The organism is Pseudomonas sp. 05N432 (assembly GCF_056396945.1).
The window spans coordinates 65,333-83,677 of sequence record NZ_JBFTMM010000024.1 but is presented as its reverse complement, the minus strand read 5'-3'; the positions used below and the strand labels follow the sequence as shown (position 1 = coordinate 83,677).

The following is an 18,345-nucleotide window of genomic DNA, read 5'->3' as shown; positions in this document are numbered from 1 at the left end:
TTCGTCAGACTGATCGCGTCAGCTGACGGGAGCAAGCTCCCTCGCCACAGGAGATTTGTGTTGACTCAAATCAGTCAAGGTTCAGGTGCCTTATGTTAATAAGTGCTTTATTGCGCAACCTTTAACACTGATTGTTCAGTTATGTGGGTTTTTCCCAAGGCCGGTAGTGTTTATCATGGCCGGCTGCCATGTCGGGTAATTGACAATGCGCAGAGAGACCTTTTTTCAAGGAGTTTCCTCATGACCTTTTCCTTTGCCGCAAAGGCGTCGCTGTTGCTGCTGTTCATCGGCAGCACGCTCTACGTGCATTTGCGCGGCAAGGCGCGTTTGCCGGTCTTGCGTCAGTTCGTCAACCACTCGGCGTTGTTCGCTCCTTATAACGCCTTGATGTACCTGTTCTCGGGAGTGCCGTCCAAACCGTACCTGGACCGCAGCAAGTTCCCGGAACTGGATGTGCTCAAGGAAAACTGGGAAGTCATTCGTGACGAGGCCATGCACCTGTTCGACGAAGGCTATATTCGCGCCGCCGAGAAGAACAACGACGCCGGTTTCGGTTCGTTCTTCAAGAAGGGCTGGAAGCGTTTCTACCTCAAGTGGTACGACAAACCGCTGCCATCGGCCGAATTGCTCTGCCCGAAAACCGTCGAGCTGGTCAGCCGCATCCCCAACGTGAAAGGCGCGATGTTTGCCCTGTTGCCGGGCGGTAGCCACCTCAACCCGCACCGCGATCCGTTTGCCGGTTCCCTGCGTTATCACTTGGGCCTGTCGACACCGAACTCCGACGACTGCCGCATTTTTGTCGACGGTCAGGTCTACGCCTGGCGCGACGGTGAAGACGTGATGTTCGATGAAACCTACGTGCACTGGGTCAAGAACGAAACCGAAACGACCCGGGTCATTCTGTTCTGTGACATCGAACGACCGCTGAGCAACCGCTTGATGACGCGTATCAACCGTTACATCAGTGGCCTGCTGGGCCGTGCCACGGCGCCGCAAAACCTCGATGACGAGCGCGTCGGCGGGATCAACAAGGTCTACGCCTGGAGCAAGAACTCGAGCGACAAATTCAGCGGTGTGGTCAAAAAGTGGAAGCGCCGTAATCCCAAGATGTACCGCATCCTGCGGCCAATATTGGCGGTTGTGGTGCTGACGGCGCTGGGTTACTGGTTGTTTGGCTGAGCGACAGGCCTGCGATCTTTTGATCCGGTCATTGCAAAAAATATCGAGCGCTGGTTATAGTCAGCGCTCGCTGCGTTTCCAACCCGGCGATTTCTCCCTCGAAAAAGATCAGCCCATGCCTGCATCCCTCATCAACGCGGTAGTCGATTCAGCGGTCAACGCTGGCGTCGTGCCGTGCGGGAATGTGCAGCCTGCGCAGATCAGTCACTATCCCCCTCCTGTCAGTCGCACGCCGGTGTGCGCGGTGGTTTCACCGCCAGGTGTTGGCTTCTCGGGCTGATCAGCGGCTTCTGCTGTTCCCTGCGCCCGCCTGAACACAACGACTGAATTTCAGCTTCGGCTGAGTTGGCTTCTTGCCTGATGACAGGTGGTTTTCATGTTGCTCATTTCAAAAAAGACCGCGCTCGCGGCGGCGTCCACGAGCCTGTTCGTTCTGCTCTGGAGTAGCGGGGCGATTTTCTCCAAATGGGGGCTGGCTCACGCCTCACCCTTTGCCTTTCTGTTGATCCGCTTTGCCATTGCCCTCTGTGGGCTGGTGCTGTTGATCCCGTTGCTCAAGCTCAAACTGCCCCGGCGCGGCAAGCCGATGCTGTATGCCGCGGCCACCGGCCTGGTATTGCTGGGCGCCTATCAGATTTTCTATCTGCTGGCGCTGGACCTGAAGGTTACGCCCGGGGTCATGGCCACGATCATGGGGGTTCAACCGATCCTCACCGTGGTGCTGATTGAGCGCCAACGCTCCAGGAGCCGGATGTTCGGCCTGATGCTCGGGCTGGCGGGGTTGATCATGGTGGTCTATCAGGGCATCGGCCTGGCCGGCATGTCGCTGGCCGGAATGCTCTTTGGTTTGCTGGCGCTGGTCAGCATGACCGCAGGCTCGATCATGCAGAAGCGCATCACCGACAATCCCCTCGGCACACTGCCGGTGCAATACCTGGCCGGGCTGCTGTTGTGCGGAGTTTTCGTGCCGTTCCAGCCATTCCACTTCGAGCACAGCACGGGGTTCATCGTGCCCGTGTTGTGGATGGGCCTGGTGGTATCGTTGCTGGCGACCTTGCTGCTGTATCGCCTGATCGCCCGAGGCAATCTGGTGAATGTCACCAGTTTGTTCTACCTGGTGCCGGCGGTGACGGCAGTGATGGACTACCTGATTTTCGGCAACAGACTGGCGATGTTGAGCATGCTTGGCATGCTGTTGATCATCGTCGGCCTGGTGTTTGTGTTCCGTAAAAGCCGCTGATGCTGACGCGGCCTTCGTGATTGGCGAAGGCCGCGTTTTTCATGGCTGGCATTGCAGGCGCACGCGCTCATAGTTCAGGGCTTTGTTGCGCTCGGGCAATGCATAGGGCGCCAGGCAGTGTTTGCCATCCCATTTGATGGTGAGGGTGGCTGATTCTTCTTCCACCAGCGCCAGGGCTTTACCGCTCGGGTCAGAAATGGCCAGTTGTTTACCGGCGGCGTCTTCCAGCGCGGCGCCAAACGGAATGGCCTTGTTTTGTGCATCAAACAGCTCGAACTGCACCCGTCGACCGGTCTTGCCGGTGTATCGTGCTACCACCACCGCTCCCCGGCGCGGCACCAGCTGTTGGGTCGCGTTGTCGATTTCGATATCTCCACCCAGATCGCGGGTATCCAGACTGATCCAGTTCACCCTATAAGGTTGCGCGTTGGGGATGACCGCGTAGCCGTTACGCCCAGTCTCAACGCCACTGTAGCTGCTGATTTTTGCTCCCAGGATTCCCGGTACCTCGGCCAGCGCAAAGGTTTCACTGACAGTCTGTCCCAGGTTCACTCCGCCCGCGTGGGCCACTACGGAGCCGGCAACGTTGAGGTTTTGCGAGTCATAACCACGTCCCTGGCTGTACCCCAGGCTGATGTCTGCCACCGACGTACGACTGTTGATATTGGCTGACGCTGAATTGCCGCTGGTGCTGCTGTTGCCACCTTGAACCGAATAGAACGTATCGCTGGTATCGGACAGGTAACCATTGATACCCGCTTGAGTGTCGCTGCTGCCTTTCTGAGTGCTGGTGGTGACGAACGCCCGTGGTGCACGAGGTTGACTACCCAGCGGGAAAGAGACGGATAGGTTGAGCTGGGTGTCGCTGCTTGAAGGTCCCCACGTCCCAAGGTCCTTAGTGCGCGTCACGCCAAGATTGTAGCTGACATCACCCCAGTTGTTGCTATAGCCGGCCGAAAAGCTCTGAGAGCCGCCGCGGTTCCAGTAACGTTGGTCACTGGCATTGACGTAGAGGCTGCCGAATTCCCGGTTGCGTCCCATGCTCTGGTTGATTGTCAGGTCGGTGCGGGTTTTCGAGTTGCCGGTACGCTTGCGCGCTCCCTCACTCAGGTCTTCCACATGGTCGGGCAGGGTTCTATAGCCCTCGGTTGAGTACCGATAAGCGGCCAGGGTGAAGTTGGTGTCTGTGCCGGTAAAGGTTTTCGCATACAACGCACGCACACTATTACCCTGAGTTATTTGCCCCAGGGCACGGCTGGATGAGTGGGTAACGTCGAAAGAGACGGCGCCTAGTGAGGTGTTCTTGCCCGCCCCCAACGACAGGGCCTTGTAGTTGTCACTGGCTTGTACGCCGACGATACCGGTCAGGTTGCTGGTCAGGCCGTAGGCCAGGGTGCTGCTGATAAATTGCGGTGTCGCCATGCCGTCGGTGTTGCTACTGTATTGACCGGCAGAGATGCTGTATTTCACCTGATCTTCACGCACCATGATCGGCAGGCTGGAGAACGCCTGCTGGGTCACCCGACGGCGTCCGTCGGCCTCGATGATAGTGATCTGTAAATCACCGTTGGAACCGCTGGGATAGATATCGCTGATTTCGAACGGTCCTGGCGGCACGCTGGTGGTGTACAGGATGTAGTCGTTCTGACGAATCTCCACGGTGGCGTTGGTTTGCGCCACTCCCCGAATGATTGGTGCATAACCGCGTTCGCTATCGGCGCGCATGCCCTCATCGGAAGCCAGTTTCAAGCCGCGATAGCGCACGCTGTCGAACAAATCGGTATCGGAGAAAATGTCACCGGCACTGAATTGCCCCTTGAGCGCAGTTACGTCATGTTGCAGATAGCTGCGGTTGCTCTTGAACGTTTTTGGGCGGCCGGTGCCGCTGCTCAAGTTGGACTCGTTGCGCAGGCGCCAGGCGCCCAGGTTAATGCCGTTGCGCAGACCCAGGTTATTGGCGATACGCGTATCGAAGTCACCGGCACTGCGGCTGCTGTTGAACTGATAGTTGATAAAGGCTGCCGGTACGCCATCATCCCACAGCGCAGGATCGACATAGCCGCGCATGCCGCGTTGCATCGCCACTTGCGGTACGCTGGCAGCCAGTCGCAGGTGGTTTGAGTCATAATGCAGGGTGGCCTGATCGATCAGTGACGGTAGGTCATAGCAGCTTTGCGGGATGTCCGGGTCGAGCTTGTCCCGGGCTTGCAGCCTGGCGATGTCGACACCCAGTTGTTTAAGCAGGTCAAAGGTCAGGCACGGCTCGACGCGACCTGTTTGCGGATTGCGGTTGAAATCGATATCTCGCCGGCCCACCAATACTTCATTGCTGTAAAGGTCGACCCGATAGTTGCCCGGCAGCACGCCGTTGGCAGACAGCAGCAGTTGCAGGTCCACCGCTGATGGCGAACCTTGCAGGAACGTGGTGTTGAACGCTTCCACTTGCGGTTGTTCGGCAGTGTCTGCTGGTGCTTGTGTTGCAAGTGCCAAAGAAGGCAAACCTGCAAAAACGGCCAGCGATAAGGCATTTAACTTCAGCGAACTAAAAGTTGTTGTATGACGTAACGTCCGCGCGCATTTTTTTGCACAATGATTGGGCCTGTTGCCAGAAAAAAAAGACATGCAAAGAACCTATGTCATCCGCGAATAACTACAGGGCGGAGCGAGTAGAAGCATACTCAAAGCATGCCGGGGTTAAGTAGGCAGTTATGGCGTAGGCGATGTCTCTGTGCTGTTGGCACTGTTTGAACTGCCGTTCGCGAGCTTTGCCGCGTATTGGTTTTGTGCGCCATAGTCATTAATACTGGAGAACGTCAGGCGTGCTGTGCTGTCTGTTGAGAACTTTCTAATGACAAACTCTTTTTCTTCTCCGGGCGCAATCATTGTCGAGTCGGCTGCCAGTTCAACTTGTTGTGAACCTTGAAGTTTTATATCTGCCATGGAAACGTGATACAGGCTAGGGTTTTTGACGCTTAAAACGGTTTTCCCAGAGTGCTGAGCGAGTTGCCATTGAAGTTCGGAGGGTGCCAGCAGAGCATCTCCGGGCAGGCCGGCAGGGCGGAAGAATATTTTGATGCGCTGGCGCACAGCCAACTGCAAAGTATTTTCGGCGAGGGCGGCCTGCGGTATTTCCTGGACGTTGAGCCATACTACGGACTCTTTGTCCGTCGGCATGCCGGCGCCTTCATACAGAACGCGCAGCAGTTGCTGTTCCTTGGCGAATATCCGGGTCAGGGGAGGTGAGACAGCAAAAGGCGTGGCACCTGGCTTCGAGTCGCCACTGTCGACCCAGGATTGAATCAATACATCTTGATTGCCATTACGTACAGTGACATTGGCTTCCTTGTGTTGGCCATCAAAGACAATACGGGTGGCACTCAGTGAAATACTGCCCATGGCTTGGGCAGCCATGAGCAAGCCCAGTAGACCCAGGCAAGCGGGAATTGAACGACGCAACATAGTGTTTACCGTTTGTTTCTATGTGAATGGCGAGGCTGGGAAGCCTCGCGCATATTCGGTCTGGCTCTACGGCTTATTCGTATTGCAGGATGAACGGCAGTGTTGCGTCACCGCGACCGGCGGTGGAGGTGCCGGCAGCGCCGGTAGTGACGTAGGCGGCGGAGAAGTTCAGCGTGGTATCCCCACCGGCCGTGCCTGTACCGTGCATGCCGCTCTGGATCTTGGCGGTAGTTTTGGAGCTCAGGTCGATCAATGCGCCGTTGCTATCGAGCAGGGCGATGCCGACGTTGGCGGCAGTGCCGGTGCCTTTGGTCAGCGCAAGGACTTTCTTGCCGGTGACCAGGCCTGAACCACCGCTGTTCGCGTCAAAGATCATGGCCACTTTGGTGCCCAGGTTGCAGTTGACGTTCAGGTTGAAGTCTTTTGCAGTTACACGCCCCGAAGCGGGGCTTTCGGCAGTCCCCATGTCCTTGATGGACACCGCGCCCATATTCACGGAGATCACGCGGTCGGCGTTGGCGCCGTCAACGGAGCAGGCGTCGTTGTTGATGACACCCGTGAACGTAATCTTGCCGCTGCCGCCCTGGGTAGGAGGATCTGCGGCAAAAGCGCTGCCAGAGGCCGCGATAACTGACATGGCAATAAGGGCCAGGGAAAACTTCTTCATGGTGATGTCCATTAGTATTGATGGGGAAAGGACTACATCGAAATGCCAGTACACGATAGAGAACGAGGCTGTTCGAGGAAATCAGACGATTCTTATAAATACTAATGGGGTCAGGTTGTTGATGTAGAAGATCGTGGCGGGAAAGGCTTTAGTGTGTGCAAAGCCATTATGGCTAATGGCATCGCGACCGATTTTATCAGCTTTTTTAGTTGAAGAGACCGCGTTCCAGGCAGTAGGCCAACAAGTCCTGATCGCTATTGACTTCAAGTTTTCGCATTGCCGAAATTTTTTGTGCACTAATGGTTTTTGAACTTCTGTTCTGACTGCGGGCTATATCACTCACACTCTTGCCGGAGATAAATAGGCGCAGTATCTCGAACTCCTTGGGCGACAAGGTGGTGAATCGATCATCAAGGGCCGTGGAGGATTCCACGACGGAGGTTTTCGCCGGTTCCAGGCTGCGATAAATACCCTGTTGGGCAATAGCTTTGAGCGCGAGCTGGATTTCAGTGTGCAACTGGCTCTTCTGAATCACCCCGACCACCCCCAGTTCGTGAAGGCGGGCGAGGATCAGAGGGTTGGAGACCATGGTCAGTATCAGAATCCGCACGTGTGGAAAATGTCGCTTCAGATAGTCGACCAACTTGAGCCCGTCACCATAAGGCGAGTCTGCGGGCATGTTGTAGTCGGTGATGACAATGTCCACGGGTTGTTGCTCAAGTAATTCGATCAGGCCCTGTGAGCAGACGGCCTCACCGACAACGCAATAACGCGCGTCGCGCTCGATCAGTTCGCGTACTCCAAGAAGCACAATCGGGTGATCGTCCGCGATGATGACTTTGAGTTTTTCCATAAAGGCCGCCCGTAATGCCGGTGTAGATGATTGGGGTATTTCCATATGATTGCACGCAATGGGCCGCTGTTATTACTCAAGAGCGTCCAGAACATTCGAAAGCCTGCCCAGTATCTGCTTCACCTTCAGTGCAAGGGAAGTGTCGAGGATTGCGCCCGCGAGCGAACACTCCAGATCAACACATTCCTGAGCCAGGCCGATGGCTTGCACGGCACCCAGGGCGCCGGCGATGCTGTGTAGCCTTTCACCGAGGACTCTGCAGTCGTTTTGTTCGAGTGCGGTCTTGATCCGTTGTATGTCTTGCTGCAGGGTGCTGATGAACAACGGTCGCATTTTGGGGGAGAGTTGAACGGTATCGGTGTCCGGTGTCCGGGAGCGGGCGGTGATGGTTTCAGACTCGACGCGAGTCGGCACCGCTTGCAGGGCCGGCTTGCAGAGTTTGACCAGGTGGGCTCGCAGGGTTTGCAGGCTCAGGGGTTTGACGATCCAGGCATTCATTCCGACGGCGATGCAACGCATGCCTTCCTCACGCATGGCGTTGGCGGTCACACCAATGATTGGCAATTGGGGATCATGCTCCCGAAGTGTTTTGGCCAATTCATAACCGTTCATGAGTGGCATGTTGACGTCTGTCAGCACCACGTCGAAGACTTCAGGTCGCCACAGGTGCATGGCTTGTTCGCCATTGGCGGCTACGACGACGGAGCAACCGAGCGCCTCGAGTTGTTCCTTGATGATCGCCTGGTTGATCGGGTTGTCCTCTGCCACCAGAATGTGCAAATGGAGGTTGCCGGCTCTTTGTTGTTCAGCTTGCCGGGGCTGTTCGCGTTTGCCTTGCTGTGCCAGCGAGACCGCCAAAGCAATGGCTCGCACGTCATGCATATCGACTTCCCAGCCATTATTGGTGTACTCAGGCGGGTTACGTCCGCCTGACGTACAACGAACACGCGGGCCATCCCAGGGCTGCTCTGGATCAGAGGGTAAAACGTCCACCAGCACCGCTTTTGGGTGTTTCTGTTCCAGCGGCGACGTTGCCAGCGTGGCATGAATCCCCAGGCGATCAAGCCAGTCGCACAGTGTCTGTGCCAACTCGCGGACCGGGGCCTGGACATACACCGGTGATGGGCAGGGCTCGATTACCCTGCAGTCCGGGAGTTCACCGGTCAGTACCGGCAAGCTCATCTGCAGAGCGAAGCTGCTGCCCAGACCTGGTTCGCTGACCACTTTTATGTGGCCGCCCATCATCTCGCTTAACCACCTGCAAATCGGCAGCCCCAAACCCGCGCCGCCTTCGCAGGACGCATCCCGGACCTGATAGAACAGTTCGAACAGCTTGGCCTGTTGCGGCTCGGAGAGACCAATACCGGAGTCGGTGACCTGCCACTCCAGGCTGACCTGATTGTCACAGCGCTCCAATACTCGGGCCCGCAGTACAACACGCCCGGTGTCAGTGAACTTGATGGCGTTACTCAACAGATTGTTGAGGATCTGGCGGATCCGCATCGGGTCCCCCAGCAGCCGGTTTGGCAGCGCAGGATCGATGCATGCATAGAGTTGCAGACCCTTGCTCAGGGCGAACGCGGCATACGTGCGCAACGTGTCTTCGAGCATGTCCAGGGGGCAGAACTCGATGGATTCAATCGCCATTTGCCCAGATTCGATTTTCGAGACGTCCAGCACATCACTGATTAGTTGAAACAGGGTGGCTGACGAGCGCTGAATGGTTTGCAGGTATTCTTGCTGACGCGAGTCGAGGCGAGTCATTCCGAGCAATTCGAGGGTGCCCAGTACCCCGTACAGCGGCGTGCGGATTTCATGACTCATGGTGGCCAGGAACAACGTCTTGGCTTCATTGGCGGCATCGGCAGCTCGTCTCGCTGCTTCCAGCGCGGCGGCATCCTCTATGTGCCGGGTGACATCATTGAAAGCATAAAGTCGTACATCCTGACCCTGATAGCGGGTCGAAACGAAACCGACTTGCAGGTGGCGGCCTTCAACTTCCAGGTAAGTCTCACCGACGTCGGTGCTGTTATGGTGCGGGTCAAGAACCGTCATCAGCTTGGCTGTTCCCTGCCATTGCTGGGCGCGCTGGTTTTCCATCAGGATCTTGTCATCCGAACGGCGCACCACGCACAGCCCCGTTGGCGCGGTATCGATCACCACCCGGCTGAATGCCTCGCTTTCCGCGATGCTTTCATGGGCGCGTCGGGCGGGGAGAATGACTTGCTTCTTGTACCAGCGGCTGGCGAGCCAACCCATGATGATGACGCTTGTCAGCAGTATTGCCAGGCTGGTCAGCGGCCATAGCGCATAGCGGAAAAAGCTCTTGAAGCTGATCGCATAGATGGCGGTCCACTGGGGGCCGATGTTGTTGGTGATTTTGAAGACCAGGCCGTCATGTTTGAAGTTAAGCCCTTCATTCAAGGGCGATTGCGGTCTGAGCGAACCGGTCAGTACCTCACCTGATGGCGCGACCAAGGTGAAGTGGTCATAGATTGACCATTCCATGGTGCGTTCGACATCGTTTACCTGGGACATGTCCAGCAGCGTTGCGACGAACACTCGGGAGTCGGCGCCACTGATGTGTAGTTGTTCAGGTTTTAACGGAATATCAATGTAGGCCATTAAGCGGACCGGTGTCGAACTGTCGGTGGTTTGATCGTAATGTCTCCAGTGGACCGCGCCATCGGCCAAAGACTGACTGTTTTGGTTCAAGTGCCCCAGGACCGTCTTTATCACCCTGGCGAAGGTCTGGTCGAAGTTCGCCGTACTGCCACGCAAGTGTCCGGCAGCCGGAACGGCGATATCGATAGTTTCCTTAATATTGAACAGGAAGATCTGCGGCGACTGGAAGTGCGAGACGGACCAGAAAGTGCTGTAGAAGGTGCTCAGGTGTGCACCCAGCGTGAAAACCTTTGGATGCTCGCTGCTGGCGATTTTCTGTTGATTGACTTTGATGCTGAAAGGCATCGAGAACGAAAACTCTTGCTCTTGATAAATGCCTTCTTGCGGCTGTGCTTTATGCAGATGCTCCAGGGTGTTTTCGTTATTGAGCAGTTCGTCCTGAACGCTGTATTGAGACAAGGTCTTCAAAAAGGTTTCTTGCTCACGAATGTTTCCCATCAAACGCGAAAAGTGAAAGCGGACCTCGTCGTACTGCTCCTCGATCAGACGTTGACATGACCAATAGCTGGTTCCGATCAGCAACAATGCCACTCCGAGCAACACCACCAACCCTTTGTTCAGTCGCAATGAACTGCGGGTGAGTTTCTCCAGGAGGGCGTTGTCGTGTTTCATTAAGGATATCCGCAGGATAGTGAAGAGTCGGTGCAGGATGGATAGTACCTCTGATGTTTGATGAGCGTCGGTCAGGCCAGAAAATTAATAAAATGTCGCCGGACCATCATTGGTCAGCAACTGCTGGAACTGGTCCGACGATACTGCATGGGAAATCAGAAACCCCTGAACCTGCGTGCAATCGATTTTGCGCAGCAGCGCAAGCTCCTGTGGCGTTTCCACTCCTTCGGCCACCACTGTCAGACCCAGTTTGCGACCCAGCGCGACAATGCTGGTCAAGGCTGAGGTCATTCCTTCGTTTTCATGGCAACCCTGGACCAGCGCCCGATCGATTTTGAGCTCGGTAAAGGGGGTCGAAATCAGGTTCACGTAAGAGCTGTAGCCCTTGCCGAAATCGTCTTGCGATAGGCCGAAACCCTTGATGCGCAGACGGCAGGCACCCGCGTAGAAGTTGCTGACGTCCTGCGGGATGGAGCACTCCATCAGTTCGAAACAGATCTTTCCCGGTATGCCTTGGTGGTGCAGGACAAATTCCAGCAGACGGTCCGCCAGGTCATGGCTGTTAAGCAGGTGCGTCGGCAAGTTGATCGACACGGGAATGTCATAACCCTGCTGGCGCCATCGCGCCTGGGCATAAATGACCTGCTTCAATACCAGCCATAACAAACGTTCCTCCAGTCCGAACGCTTTGAGCGCGGGCAGGAACGAGCCAGGAAGCATGACGCCTTGCTCCGGGTGCATCCAGCGCACCAACGCTTCGGCGGAGACGATGCGGCCGTTGGCCAGAGACTTCTTGGGCTGAAACCAGGCCTGAAACTGTCCGTCGCTCATCGCCCGGATAATCGAATGCCGGTCAAACTCCAGGGGCGCAGGAATGGCCTGTGAAGCGCTGCGGTTTTTGCCCTCGAGTTGTTCCGTCAGGCTGCGCAGTGAGGCTGAAGAGACGGGCTTGGAAATCAGTCCGATCACTTCCATTCCGAGATTTTTCGCTACTAGACTGGCGGCCGTCAGCATGCGCCTGGATGCGGCACTCATGATCGCCAGGGCGGGTTTGTAGTGCAGACCTGCCAAGCTCTGGATAAATTGAACGCCGTCCATACCCGGCATCAACAGGTCCGTCAGCACTAGGTCGAAATCGCACCGCTGCAAGCGTTCCAGCGCCTCTTTACCATCCTGTGCGGTTTCGAAATTGAACTCACCCAGTTCACTGAACAAATGCAGCAGATACATGTGCTGAAAGGGGTGGTCCTCAACGATCAAAATGTTATAGGGCTTCATGGGAGGTCCCTTCATAAGGCGCCAGGTAATTGAATAGGGCCCGCAACGCAAAGGGTTTGACCAGGCAATGGGTCATTCCGGCTGCAAGACACAGTTCTGCTTCTCCGCGCATGGCATTGGCCGTTGCTCCGATGATCGGGAGCGAGCAGCCCTGACGGCGCAGTTCTTTGGCTAACTCATAGCCGTTGACTTTGGGCATGTTCACGTCAGTCAGGACCACATCGAAGTCCCCGGCTTTCCAGAGCAGCAGTGCTTCGTGCCCATCGCAAGCCATCTCCACGGTGCAGCCAAGTTCCTCAAGCTGATCCCTGAGAATCAACTGATTGATGATGTTGTCTTCGGCCACCAGGATGTGCAGGTTGAGCTTCTTCAGCTCGCGTTTGTGTGCATATTCATCGACTCTGGCGACCCAGAGTCCCTGTGCCTGGCTAACCGCCTGGTGAATGGCGCTCAAATGGTTAAGGTTGACGTGCCAGCTACCCGCTTCGATTTGCGGTTCACTGCAACCGTTACCACTGACAATAATCAACTGACCCGACCAGTCGGGTACCAGCGGTTGCTCGACAGTGCCTGGATGCAGTTCGAGCAACAGGTCGCCGCCGGCGGCGTCCGCCTGGGACGGGCGGACGATCTGTGCCCGGGCACCCCAGCGGCGCAACCAGCCGCTGATGGATTCCGCGAGTTCGCGAATCGGCGAGACCACATAAATAGTCTCTGGCAACAGGCTGCTCATGGTGCTCGTCTCGACGGTGGCCGAGGCTTCTTCGAGCGGCAGGGTCAGCGTGAAGCTGCTGCCCAGTCCGAGTTCGCTGACCATGCGAATATGGCCGTTCATCAGTTGAGTCAGACGTTGGCAAATGGGCAACCCCAGCCCGGTTCCGGCAACAACATTGGTATTACCTTCGGTTTGATAGAACGGCTCGAAAATGAAGCTCTGGTCTTCCTGAGCAATACCGTTGCCTGTATCGGACACTTGCCACAACAGACTCGAACGTTCGCCATCGCGGTTCAGCAACTTGACGCGCAATACAACCCGACCGCAGTCCGTGAACTTCACCGCGTTACTGAGCAAGTTATTGAGGATTTGCCGGATCCGGGTGACGTCGCCGATCAGCCGTTCGGGCAGTTGCGGATCGAAGCAGGCGTAAAGTTGCAGTCCTTTGCCCATGGCGGCTGCGGCATAACCCTGAATGACTTCGTGAACCAGATCCAAAGGGGAGAACTCGCTCAATTCCAGTGCAAGTTGCCCGGCTTCGATTTTTGAGACATCGAGCACATCACAAATCAATTGGAGCAGGGTCGCGGAGGAACCTTCTATGGCGTGCAAATAGTCTTTTTGCTGCGCATCGAGTTGAGTCCGGGCCAATAACTCCAGGGTGCCCAGCACGCCATAGAGCGGCGTACGAATTTCATGGCTCATGGTGGCCAGGAACAGGGTTTTTGCCTCGTTGGCTGCATCGGCCGAGTGCCGGGCTTCCTCCAGCGCTGCTTCCACCTGTTTGCGTGCGCTGATATCGCTGAAGGCGCAAAACAGCACGTCCTCACCCTTGTAGCGGGTTGGCGCGCTACTGAGGTACAGGTGCCGACCTTCGACGGTTTCAAAGTAATCGGAGCGGGTGGGCTGTTCGGTGTCGAATGCCTGGCTGATCCAGCCGGCACACAACAGCTCGCGTTCCAGACCGTTACCCAGCCATTGCTGGGCCAGGGTATTTTCCAGTACCACTTGACCATCGGTACGGCGCAGTACGCATAGAGCCACGGGAGCCGTCTGGATCACATCACGGCTGAATGCCTCGCTCTCGATCAACGCCTGAATGCGGTTGATCGCAGGCGTAATGAAGCGACATTCGACACGCCGCATCAGCAACAGGATCAGCGTCACGCTGAACAGACAGAACACCAGCGAGCCCAACAGTTGCAGCCACAATCCGGACACCACCGCCAGCAGGTCGATCGAATACACCAGTTGCCAGTCTGACGACTTCAGCTGCTTGCGGATCACCAGGTGGTCCGGCACCAGACCACTGCCGACAAACCCGAAAAAATTGTCACCTTGGGGTTTGAGCAGCATCTGGCTCAATTGCGCGGTGTGACTGTTGGTAAATACCAGCATGCCCTGGGAGTTGAGCATCATAAACTCGCCCGCGCTCTGATCGTTCAGGGCCGTAGAGACTTCTCGGCTGTCCATCTCCAGGCCCAGCCAGCCGGAATCTGAATCACGGTCATCCAGACGAATGAATATATACAGATGCGAGCGTTGCTCAGACTGATCAGTGAGCCACAGTTCGTCGAGGGTCGATGTGTCACTGTCCTTTAGCACGTCCAACTGACTCAGCATGCTGGACGAAAAGTTGGGCACCACCGATGTTGAGTCATAGAGACGTGTTACTTGCGCATTCGGGCCGGTGTTCACGTAAAGCAGATTGACCTGTTTGCCTTTCATGTAGTCGCGCATGCGCTGGGTCAGCCAGATACTCCACAGATTGCCGGGAGTATTACCCAGTTGCAGATGAACTTCTTCAGTGGAGGGTAGGTAAACGATTGGTTTGGCCTGTTTGGATTTGCGCACTGCCGACAGACTGAGGCTTTCGAGCAAGGCTTCGCGATTGGTGAAGAAGGTGTACGCCTCGGCAATCGCACTGCTCATGTAGCCGCGACGTTGGGAAATATCATTGTTGAAGGTGAACAGCAGAAAGTTGTAAACGCCGCTCAGAATGCCGATCAATAAAACGAGTGCAAAAAGACGAAGCAGCCTTCTGGCTGCTTTGGGGCTTGATAACACCGGGCTGATCTGGAGCAGGTAACTTTTTAATCTCATCCGTCGACTCTAAAGAGCGACCTGTCGGATGGGCATCAGACGATTCTTAAACGCCTGGCTGGACGTTAGCTATTTGTAAAACATATCGACGATCACGGCGGCCTCAAAGGTTCCGGGTACAGGTGCGGTACGCCAGATCAAGTCGGCTCTGAAGTCATTTCTTATCTGACCGGCCTCGGTCAGTGCAGCCAGCTTGAACCAAGTGTTGAACGGGATCTTTTCGTTGGTTTCCTGGCGTACCAATGAAATGCCAACGGAACTGTTATTGGGCGGAACCAGCAAGTTGCTGATCACGCTCCCCCCACCGGGGGTGGTGGCGAATCGGGCGTTGACCGTATAGGGCGTATCGCAGCTTCTGAGCAGGCTCAGACTGAAATTGGCGGTGCTGGCGACCTGTCCGATTTGTGCTGTGCCGGAAAGGGCGCGGCGGAAATTGACCACACTGGGGGTAATCGTCAGCTCCGGGGTACAAGGTACGAAGCGAATGTTGTTTATTCCCGTCACGACATAGTTGAGGTTAGTGTTGGGCTTTGGATTGAGGTCGCCCGCGCCGTCCAATTGAAAGACCCGGTATTCAGTGAGTGTACTGGCTTGTCCCGAAGATGGGGTAGGGCCGTATTTTTCGATGAAAACACTGAAGCTCAGGGGGAATTTTGCTTTGTTCCAGCCTGTGCAGTTGGCCCAGTTGCAGCCGAGGTGGGAGGATATGTCGGTGCTGACTTTACCGTTGCTCTGGGTGATAGGCGCAGAATTGTAACGTATACCTATACGAATACCATTACCGATACTTACGTTTGCCGGATTAATGTGGAAGTAGATCTCTTCAGGACCTCTTTCATAGTCATCGGCGCATATGACATTGATTGACTTGGAGGCTGACTCCCAGATAATCGTTCCGTCTGGAGCGTCGGCGGGGACGGCAAGTGCTGTTCCCAATGCTTCCTTGATGCTGGCAGATTCAGTCTCATCTTCTTTGCAGGACAGCGCGAAACTGGTGGCGGGGCTGGCAGCGAAGGCAAGCAGTGAGGTCAGTAGAAGCTTTTTAGCGGGTGACATGGAATGAATATCCTGCGGTGAGGGCACGCGTGATGCATTACTGAAGGTTTGCGCTATGGCGAGTTTGCAAACCAATGTCGGTGATTTCGGTAAAGGTTATTTTTGTGTCAGCGCTGATAGCGATTGTTGGCGTTTCGATAAGCCGGTCTTCTCCGGGTTTCAGAAATACATACTCGGAAAGCTTCTGTGTATGGCTGCCCGAGCCGATTCCTACATCAACCAGGGAAAGGTGAAACTGACTCGGATTTCTTATTTCAATTCGTTGCCCGTCCGGCTTTTTCCAGATCAGTTTTTGCACGGCTTCGGACGCGGAGCCTTGAAGGTCGGGAGGGCGATAAAAGAGTTTCAAGCGCTGACGGATTGCAAACTGCACGCTGTCCGGGTTTTCCGGCTTGAGGGGGATTTCCATGATGTTCAGCCAAAGCTGCGACTCGCGATCGTCGGGCAGGCCTTCACCGACATAAAAAATTCGCAGCAGGTGGCGCTCCTGGCTGTGCAATTGCACTAGCGGTTGGACGATGGCGAAAGGTAGAGCGCTGGTGTCGCTGTCGTCCTCATGGCTAATCCAGCTTTGCAGCACCGTATCCTGAGCGGTCTGGTTAATGACGCTGATGCTGGCCTCTTTATCCTTGCCGAAGTAGATCAAGCGTGTGCCTTCAATCTTGAGCGAGGCCTGTGCCTGTGTGACGACCCAAAGCAGGAGCAGCAGTAGCACCCTGCCCAGGCGCGTTGTCAGGTAAGGCCGAGAAGTCAGTAATCGATTGTCTTTGAACATTAACGGATGGTGTTTCCCTGAGAGAGTTTGAGGCGTGATATCGGCCCCATAATAAGAGTGGGGTGAGTGGAACCGCTCTCAGGCATTTCTTAAAAGCAGGGGCGTCGTCAATCCTGACTTGCAGTCCGGTATCAGGGGGGCATTTCTTCCTATCTGAGACCTGCCTGGCAAAGCAGGTCTGAAACCATCAGACAATCCTTAAAAAAAACCGATCCTGGTCAATACTCAAGACGTAAGCCTTTACATCAGGAGTGTCAGCATGAACGGGAAGTTTTTCTCTGTCGGTATGGGACTGTTTTTCAGCCTGACCGGAATGTGTTTCGCGGCGACCCCGGTGGCGCAGGGTGTCATTTCATTTCACGGCAGCATTGTCGAGTCATCGTGCGCGTCTTCTGCCCAGGTGGGAGGGTTGAAACTGGACGACTGCCCAGCGCTGGCACGAGGCAGTGTCATCAGTGTGCGCAGTGTTGAGCCGGTTCGCTCGGTCAGTGCACTCGATCATTCCAATGTGGGCGTGAAACTGGTCGCTGACAGCGGTAAGGAGGGCCGTTATTACAGTCAGCAATACGCGCTGGTGGATGGCTCAGGCAACCCGGTGAATTCGGGCGCTTACCTGATTACGTTGACCTCTCCATAAGCGCGTGTTTTAGAGTGTATTCGAGCTTGTTTCAGTTTTAGGCCGAGTCGTTAACTGCTCCACGTTCCTCCTGTCCTAAACCGAGGAAGGAGGACGGCTGTTTCAGAATTGTCTTAGATTCATTTTTAGTGGTGAAAGGTAGCCTTGGTTGCTCTTCAGTGAGTCGAAGGTGTTGATAAGCGCTCACGGGGCCAACCTGTCAGGTTTACCGCATGTCAAACAAGGCGCTACGCATACTGATCGCTGACGGGCAGCATTTTCAGCGAATAAAAATAGAAAAAATGCTCAATCAACTGGGCTACTGCCGAATTGCTCCCTTGAGTTCATTTCAAGAGGTGCAGTCGGTGACCCGCACTCAAGGTCATCCTTTTGATTTGTTGATTATTAACACCGCCCTGGTGCTCTCAACGGAATTCAATTTGTTGAAGTACTGCCATGAAAACCCTCGAATTCGCCATGCGCTTATCTATGAGGGGTGGCGCACGGAATGCTCGATGGTGTCGGTATCTGTGAGTCAGGCCATACAGGTTTGCTTGTCCAAGACGCCAGATTTCGACTCCCTCAAACGCTGCATGGATGTGGTTGATCCAGCGTCTCGCAACTCTTCATTGGAGAGAACTTCCGGGCTATTGACGGCGATTTGAGGTTCTCGATACACGGTCGTTGGCCGGTAATACCCAAAGTCCCTTTTATCGTGATGCACCCGTAGCAATTAAGAATCGCCTCATGTCTCAGCGGTTTCGACCTGATCTTGGGCTAGGCCTAGGGTGAGAGCAATATCGTCATACGGCATTCGCGAGACGTACGCCGTGTCTTTGGCCTATTGACCGCAGACAACTCCTATCGACGCCACCGGCCGCAATCAGCTGAGTGCGGTTGTGGCGGTTTACTCTCCGGCAGGTCTCTACGATCAGCTTCTACTCACCTACAACTCGGACGCCGAGTTCACTGGAAGCAGCCAAGCTACCAGTTCGCACAAATGCGTCACCGGTAATTTGATTCGGTAGGGCGGGTTGACGTCTTTCGATCCGCCCGATTCGACCCAACCCAACCCGATACATGAGACCTTTATGTCGGAGCAAGGCA

14 protein-coding genes are annotated in these 18,345 nt (G+C 55.4%); 5 read left to right on the top strand and 9 right to left on the bottom strand.

From position 1 onward, the window contains the following. Nucleotides 1–240: 240 nt before the first annotated feature. From AC1DHT_RS26280 to AC1DHT_RS26270, 3 genes are all read left to right on the top strand, one after another. Nucleotides 241–1,179: an aspartyl/asparaginyl beta-hydroxylase domain-containing protein gene (locus AC1DHT_RS26280; protein ID WP_427540590.1), complete on the top strand. Its 939-nt coding sequence runs from the start codon at nucleotides 241–243 to the stop codon at nucleotides 1,177–1,179. A 115-nt stretch (nucleotides 1,180–1,294) separates the two neighbouring features. Continuing rightward, the gene (locus AC1DHT_RS26275; protein WP_167360482.1) at nucleotides 1,295–1,459 is read left to right on the top strand and encodes a hypothetical protein; all 165 of its coding nucleotides are present in this window, start codon (nucleotides 1,295–1,297) and stop codon (nucleotides 1,457–1,459) included. A 96-nt stretch (nucleotides 1,460–1,555) separates the two neighbouring features. After that, complete coding sequence (locus AC1DHT_RS26270; protein ID WP_427540593.1) at nucleotides 1,556–2,419, top strand: DMT family transporter; 864 nt, start codon at nucleotides 1,556–1,558, stop codon at nucleotides 2,417–2,419. 39 nt (nucleotides 2,420–2,458) lie between these two features. Here AC1DHT_RS26270 and AC1DHT_RS26265 read toward each other — a convergent pair whose 3' ends face one another. From AC1DHT_RS26265 to AC1DHT_RS26225, 9 genes are all read right to left on the bottom strand, one after another. After that, nucleotides 2,459–5,041, bottom strand: coding sequence for a fimbria/pilus outer membrane usher protein (locus AC1DHT_RS26265; protein WP_427540596.1), 2,583 nt, complete (start codon nucleotides 5,039–5,041; stop codon nucleotides 2,459–2,461). Between the two features lie 84 nt (nucleotides 5,042–5,125). Next, nucleotides 5,126–5,878, bottom strand: a complete 753-nt coding sequence (locus tag AC1DHT_RS26260; protein ID WP_427540599.1) for a fimbrial biogenesis chaperone — start codon at nucleotides 5,876–5,878, stop codon at nucleotides 5,126–5,128. Nucleotides 5,879–5,951: 73 nt separating this feature from the next. Then, nucleotides 5,952–6,545: a fimbrial protein gene (locus AC1DHT_RS26255; RefSeq protein ID WP_427540602.1), complete on the bottom strand. Its 594-nt coding sequence runs from the start codon at nucleotides 6,543–6,545 to the stop codon at nucleotides 5,952–5,954. A 205-nt stretch (nucleotides 6,546–6,750) separates the two neighbouring features. Further along, nucleotides 6,751–7,398: a response regulator gene (locus AC1DHT_RS26250; RefSeq protein WP_427540605.1), complete on the bottom strand. Its 648-nt coding sequence runs from the start codon at nucleotides 7,396–7,398 to the stop codon at nucleotides 6,751–6,753. A gap of 72 nt (nucleotides 7,399–7,470) precedes the next feature. After that, nucleotides 7,471–10,695 carry a hybrid sensor histidine kinase/response regulator gene (locus tag AC1DHT_RS26245; RefSeq protein WP_427540608.1) on the bottom strand — a complete coding sequence of 1,075 codons (3,225 nt, stop codon included), beginning with the start codon at nucleotides 10,693–10,695 and terminating at the stop codon, nucleotides 7,471–7,473. 84 nt (nucleotides 10,696–10,779) lie between these two features. Further along, nucleotides 10,780–11,973: a response regulator cyclic di-GMP phosphodiesterase PvrR gene (pvrR, locus tag AC1DHT_RS26240; RefSeq protein WP_427540731.1), complete on the bottom strand. Its 1,194-nt coding sequence runs from the start codon at nucleotides 11,971–11,973 to the stop codon at nucleotides 10,780–10,782. Beyond that, nucleotides 11,960–14,791 (bottom strand): ATP-binding protein, encoded by a 2,832-nt coding sequence (locus AC1DHT_RS26235; RefSeq protein WP_427540610.1) that lies wholly within the window; start codon nucleotides 14,789–14,791, stop codon nucleotides 11,960–11,962. The genes pvrR and AC1DHT_RS26235 overlap by 14 nt, the downstream gene beginning before the upstream one ends. 69 nt (nucleotides 14,792–14,860) lie before the next feature. Next, nucleotides 14,861–15,847: a fimbrial protein gene (locus tag AC1DHT_RS26230; protein WP_427540613.1), complete on the bottom strand. Its 987-nt coding sequence runs from the start codon at nucleotides 15,845–15,847 to the stop codon at nucleotides 14,861–14,863. Between the two features lie 37 nt (nucleotides 15,848–15,884). Then, nucleotides 15,885–16,622, bottom strand: coding sequence for a fimbrial biogenesis chaperone (locus tag AC1DHT_RS26225; RefSeq protein ID WP_427540616.1), 738 nt, complete (start codon nucleotides 16,620–16,622; stop codon nucleotides 15,885–15,887). Nucleotides 16,623–16,881: 259 nt separating this feature from the next. Here AC1DHT_RS26225 and AC1DHT_RS26220 point away from each other — a divergent pair, with 259 nt between their 5' ends. Continuing rightward, nucleotides 16,882–17,259, top strand: a complete 378-nt coding sequence (locus AC1DHT_RS26220) for a type 1 fimbrial protein (RefSeq protein ID WP_427540619.1) — start codon at nucleotides 16,882–16,884, stop codon at nucleotides 17,257–17,259. Nucleotides 17,260–17,471: 212 nt separating this feature from the next. Then, complete coding sequence (locus AC1DHT_RS26215; protein WP_427540622.1) at nucleotides 17,472–17,903, top strand: ANTAR domain-containing protein; 432 nt, start codon at nucleotides 17,472–17,474, stop codon at nucleotides 17,901–17,903. Nucleotides 17,904–18,345: the final 442 nt, after the last annotated feature.

Bases quoted from the DNA above. Each gene is read 5' to 3' on its own strand.
- AC1DHT_RS26280 (WP_427540590.1), top strand. From the start codon at position 241: ATGACCTTTTCCTTTGCCGCAAAGGCGTCGCTGTTGCTGCTGTTCATC.
- AC1DHT_RS26275 (WP_167360482.1), top strand. From the start codon at position 1,295: ATGCCTGCATCCCTCATCAACGCGGTAGTCGATTCAGCGGTCAACGCT.
- AC1DHT_RS26270 (WP_427540593.1), top strand. From the start codon at position 1,556: ATGTTGCTCATTTCAAAAAAGACCGCGCTCGCGGCGGCGTCCACGAGC.
- AC1DHT_RS26265 (WP_427540596.1), bottom strand. From the start codon at position 5,041: ATGTCTTTTTTTTCTGGCAACAGGCCCAATCATTGTGCAAAAAAATGC.
- AC1DHT_RS26260 (WP_427540599.1), bottom strand. From the start codon at position 5,878: ATGTTGCGTCGTTCAATTCCCGCTTGCCTGGGTCTACTGGGCTTGCTC.
- AC1DHT_RS26255 (WP_427540602.1), bottom strand. From the start codon at position 6,545: ATGAAGAAGTTTTCCCTGGCCCTTATTGCCATGTCAGTTATCGCGGCC.
- AC1DHT_RS26250 (WP_427540605.1), bottom strand. From the start codon at position 7,398: ATGGAAAAACTCAAAGTCATCATCGCGGACGATCACCCGATTGTGCTT.
- AC1DHT_RS26245 (WP_427540608.1), bottom strand. From the start codon at position 10,695: ATGAAACACGACAACGCCCTCCTGGAGAAACTCACCCGCAGTTCATTG.
- pvrR (WP_427540731.1), bottom strand. From the start codon at position 11,973: ATGAAGCCCTATAACATTTTGATCGTTGAGGACCACCCCTTTCAGCAC.
- AC1DHT_RS26235 (WP_427540610.1), bottom strand. From the start codon at position 14,791: ATGAGATTAAAAAGTTACCTGCTCCAGATCAGCCCGGTGTTATCAAGC.
- AC1DHT_RS26230 (WP_427540613.1), bottom strand. From the start codon at position 15,847: ATGTCACCCGCTAAAAAGCTTCTACTGACCTCACTGCTTGCCTTCGCT.
- AC1DHT_RS26225 (WP_427540616.1), bottom strand. From the start codon at position 16,622: ATGTTCAAAGACAATCGATTACTGACTTCTCGGCCTTACCTGACAACG.
- AC1DHT_RS26220 (WP_427540619.1), top strand. From the start codon at position 16,882: ATGAACGGGAAGTTTTTCTCTGTCGGTATGGGACTGTTTTTCAGCCTG.
- AC1DHT_RS26215 (WP_427540622.1), top strand. From the start codon at position 17,472: ATGTCAAACAAGGCGCTACGCATACTGATCGCTGACGGGCAGCATTTT.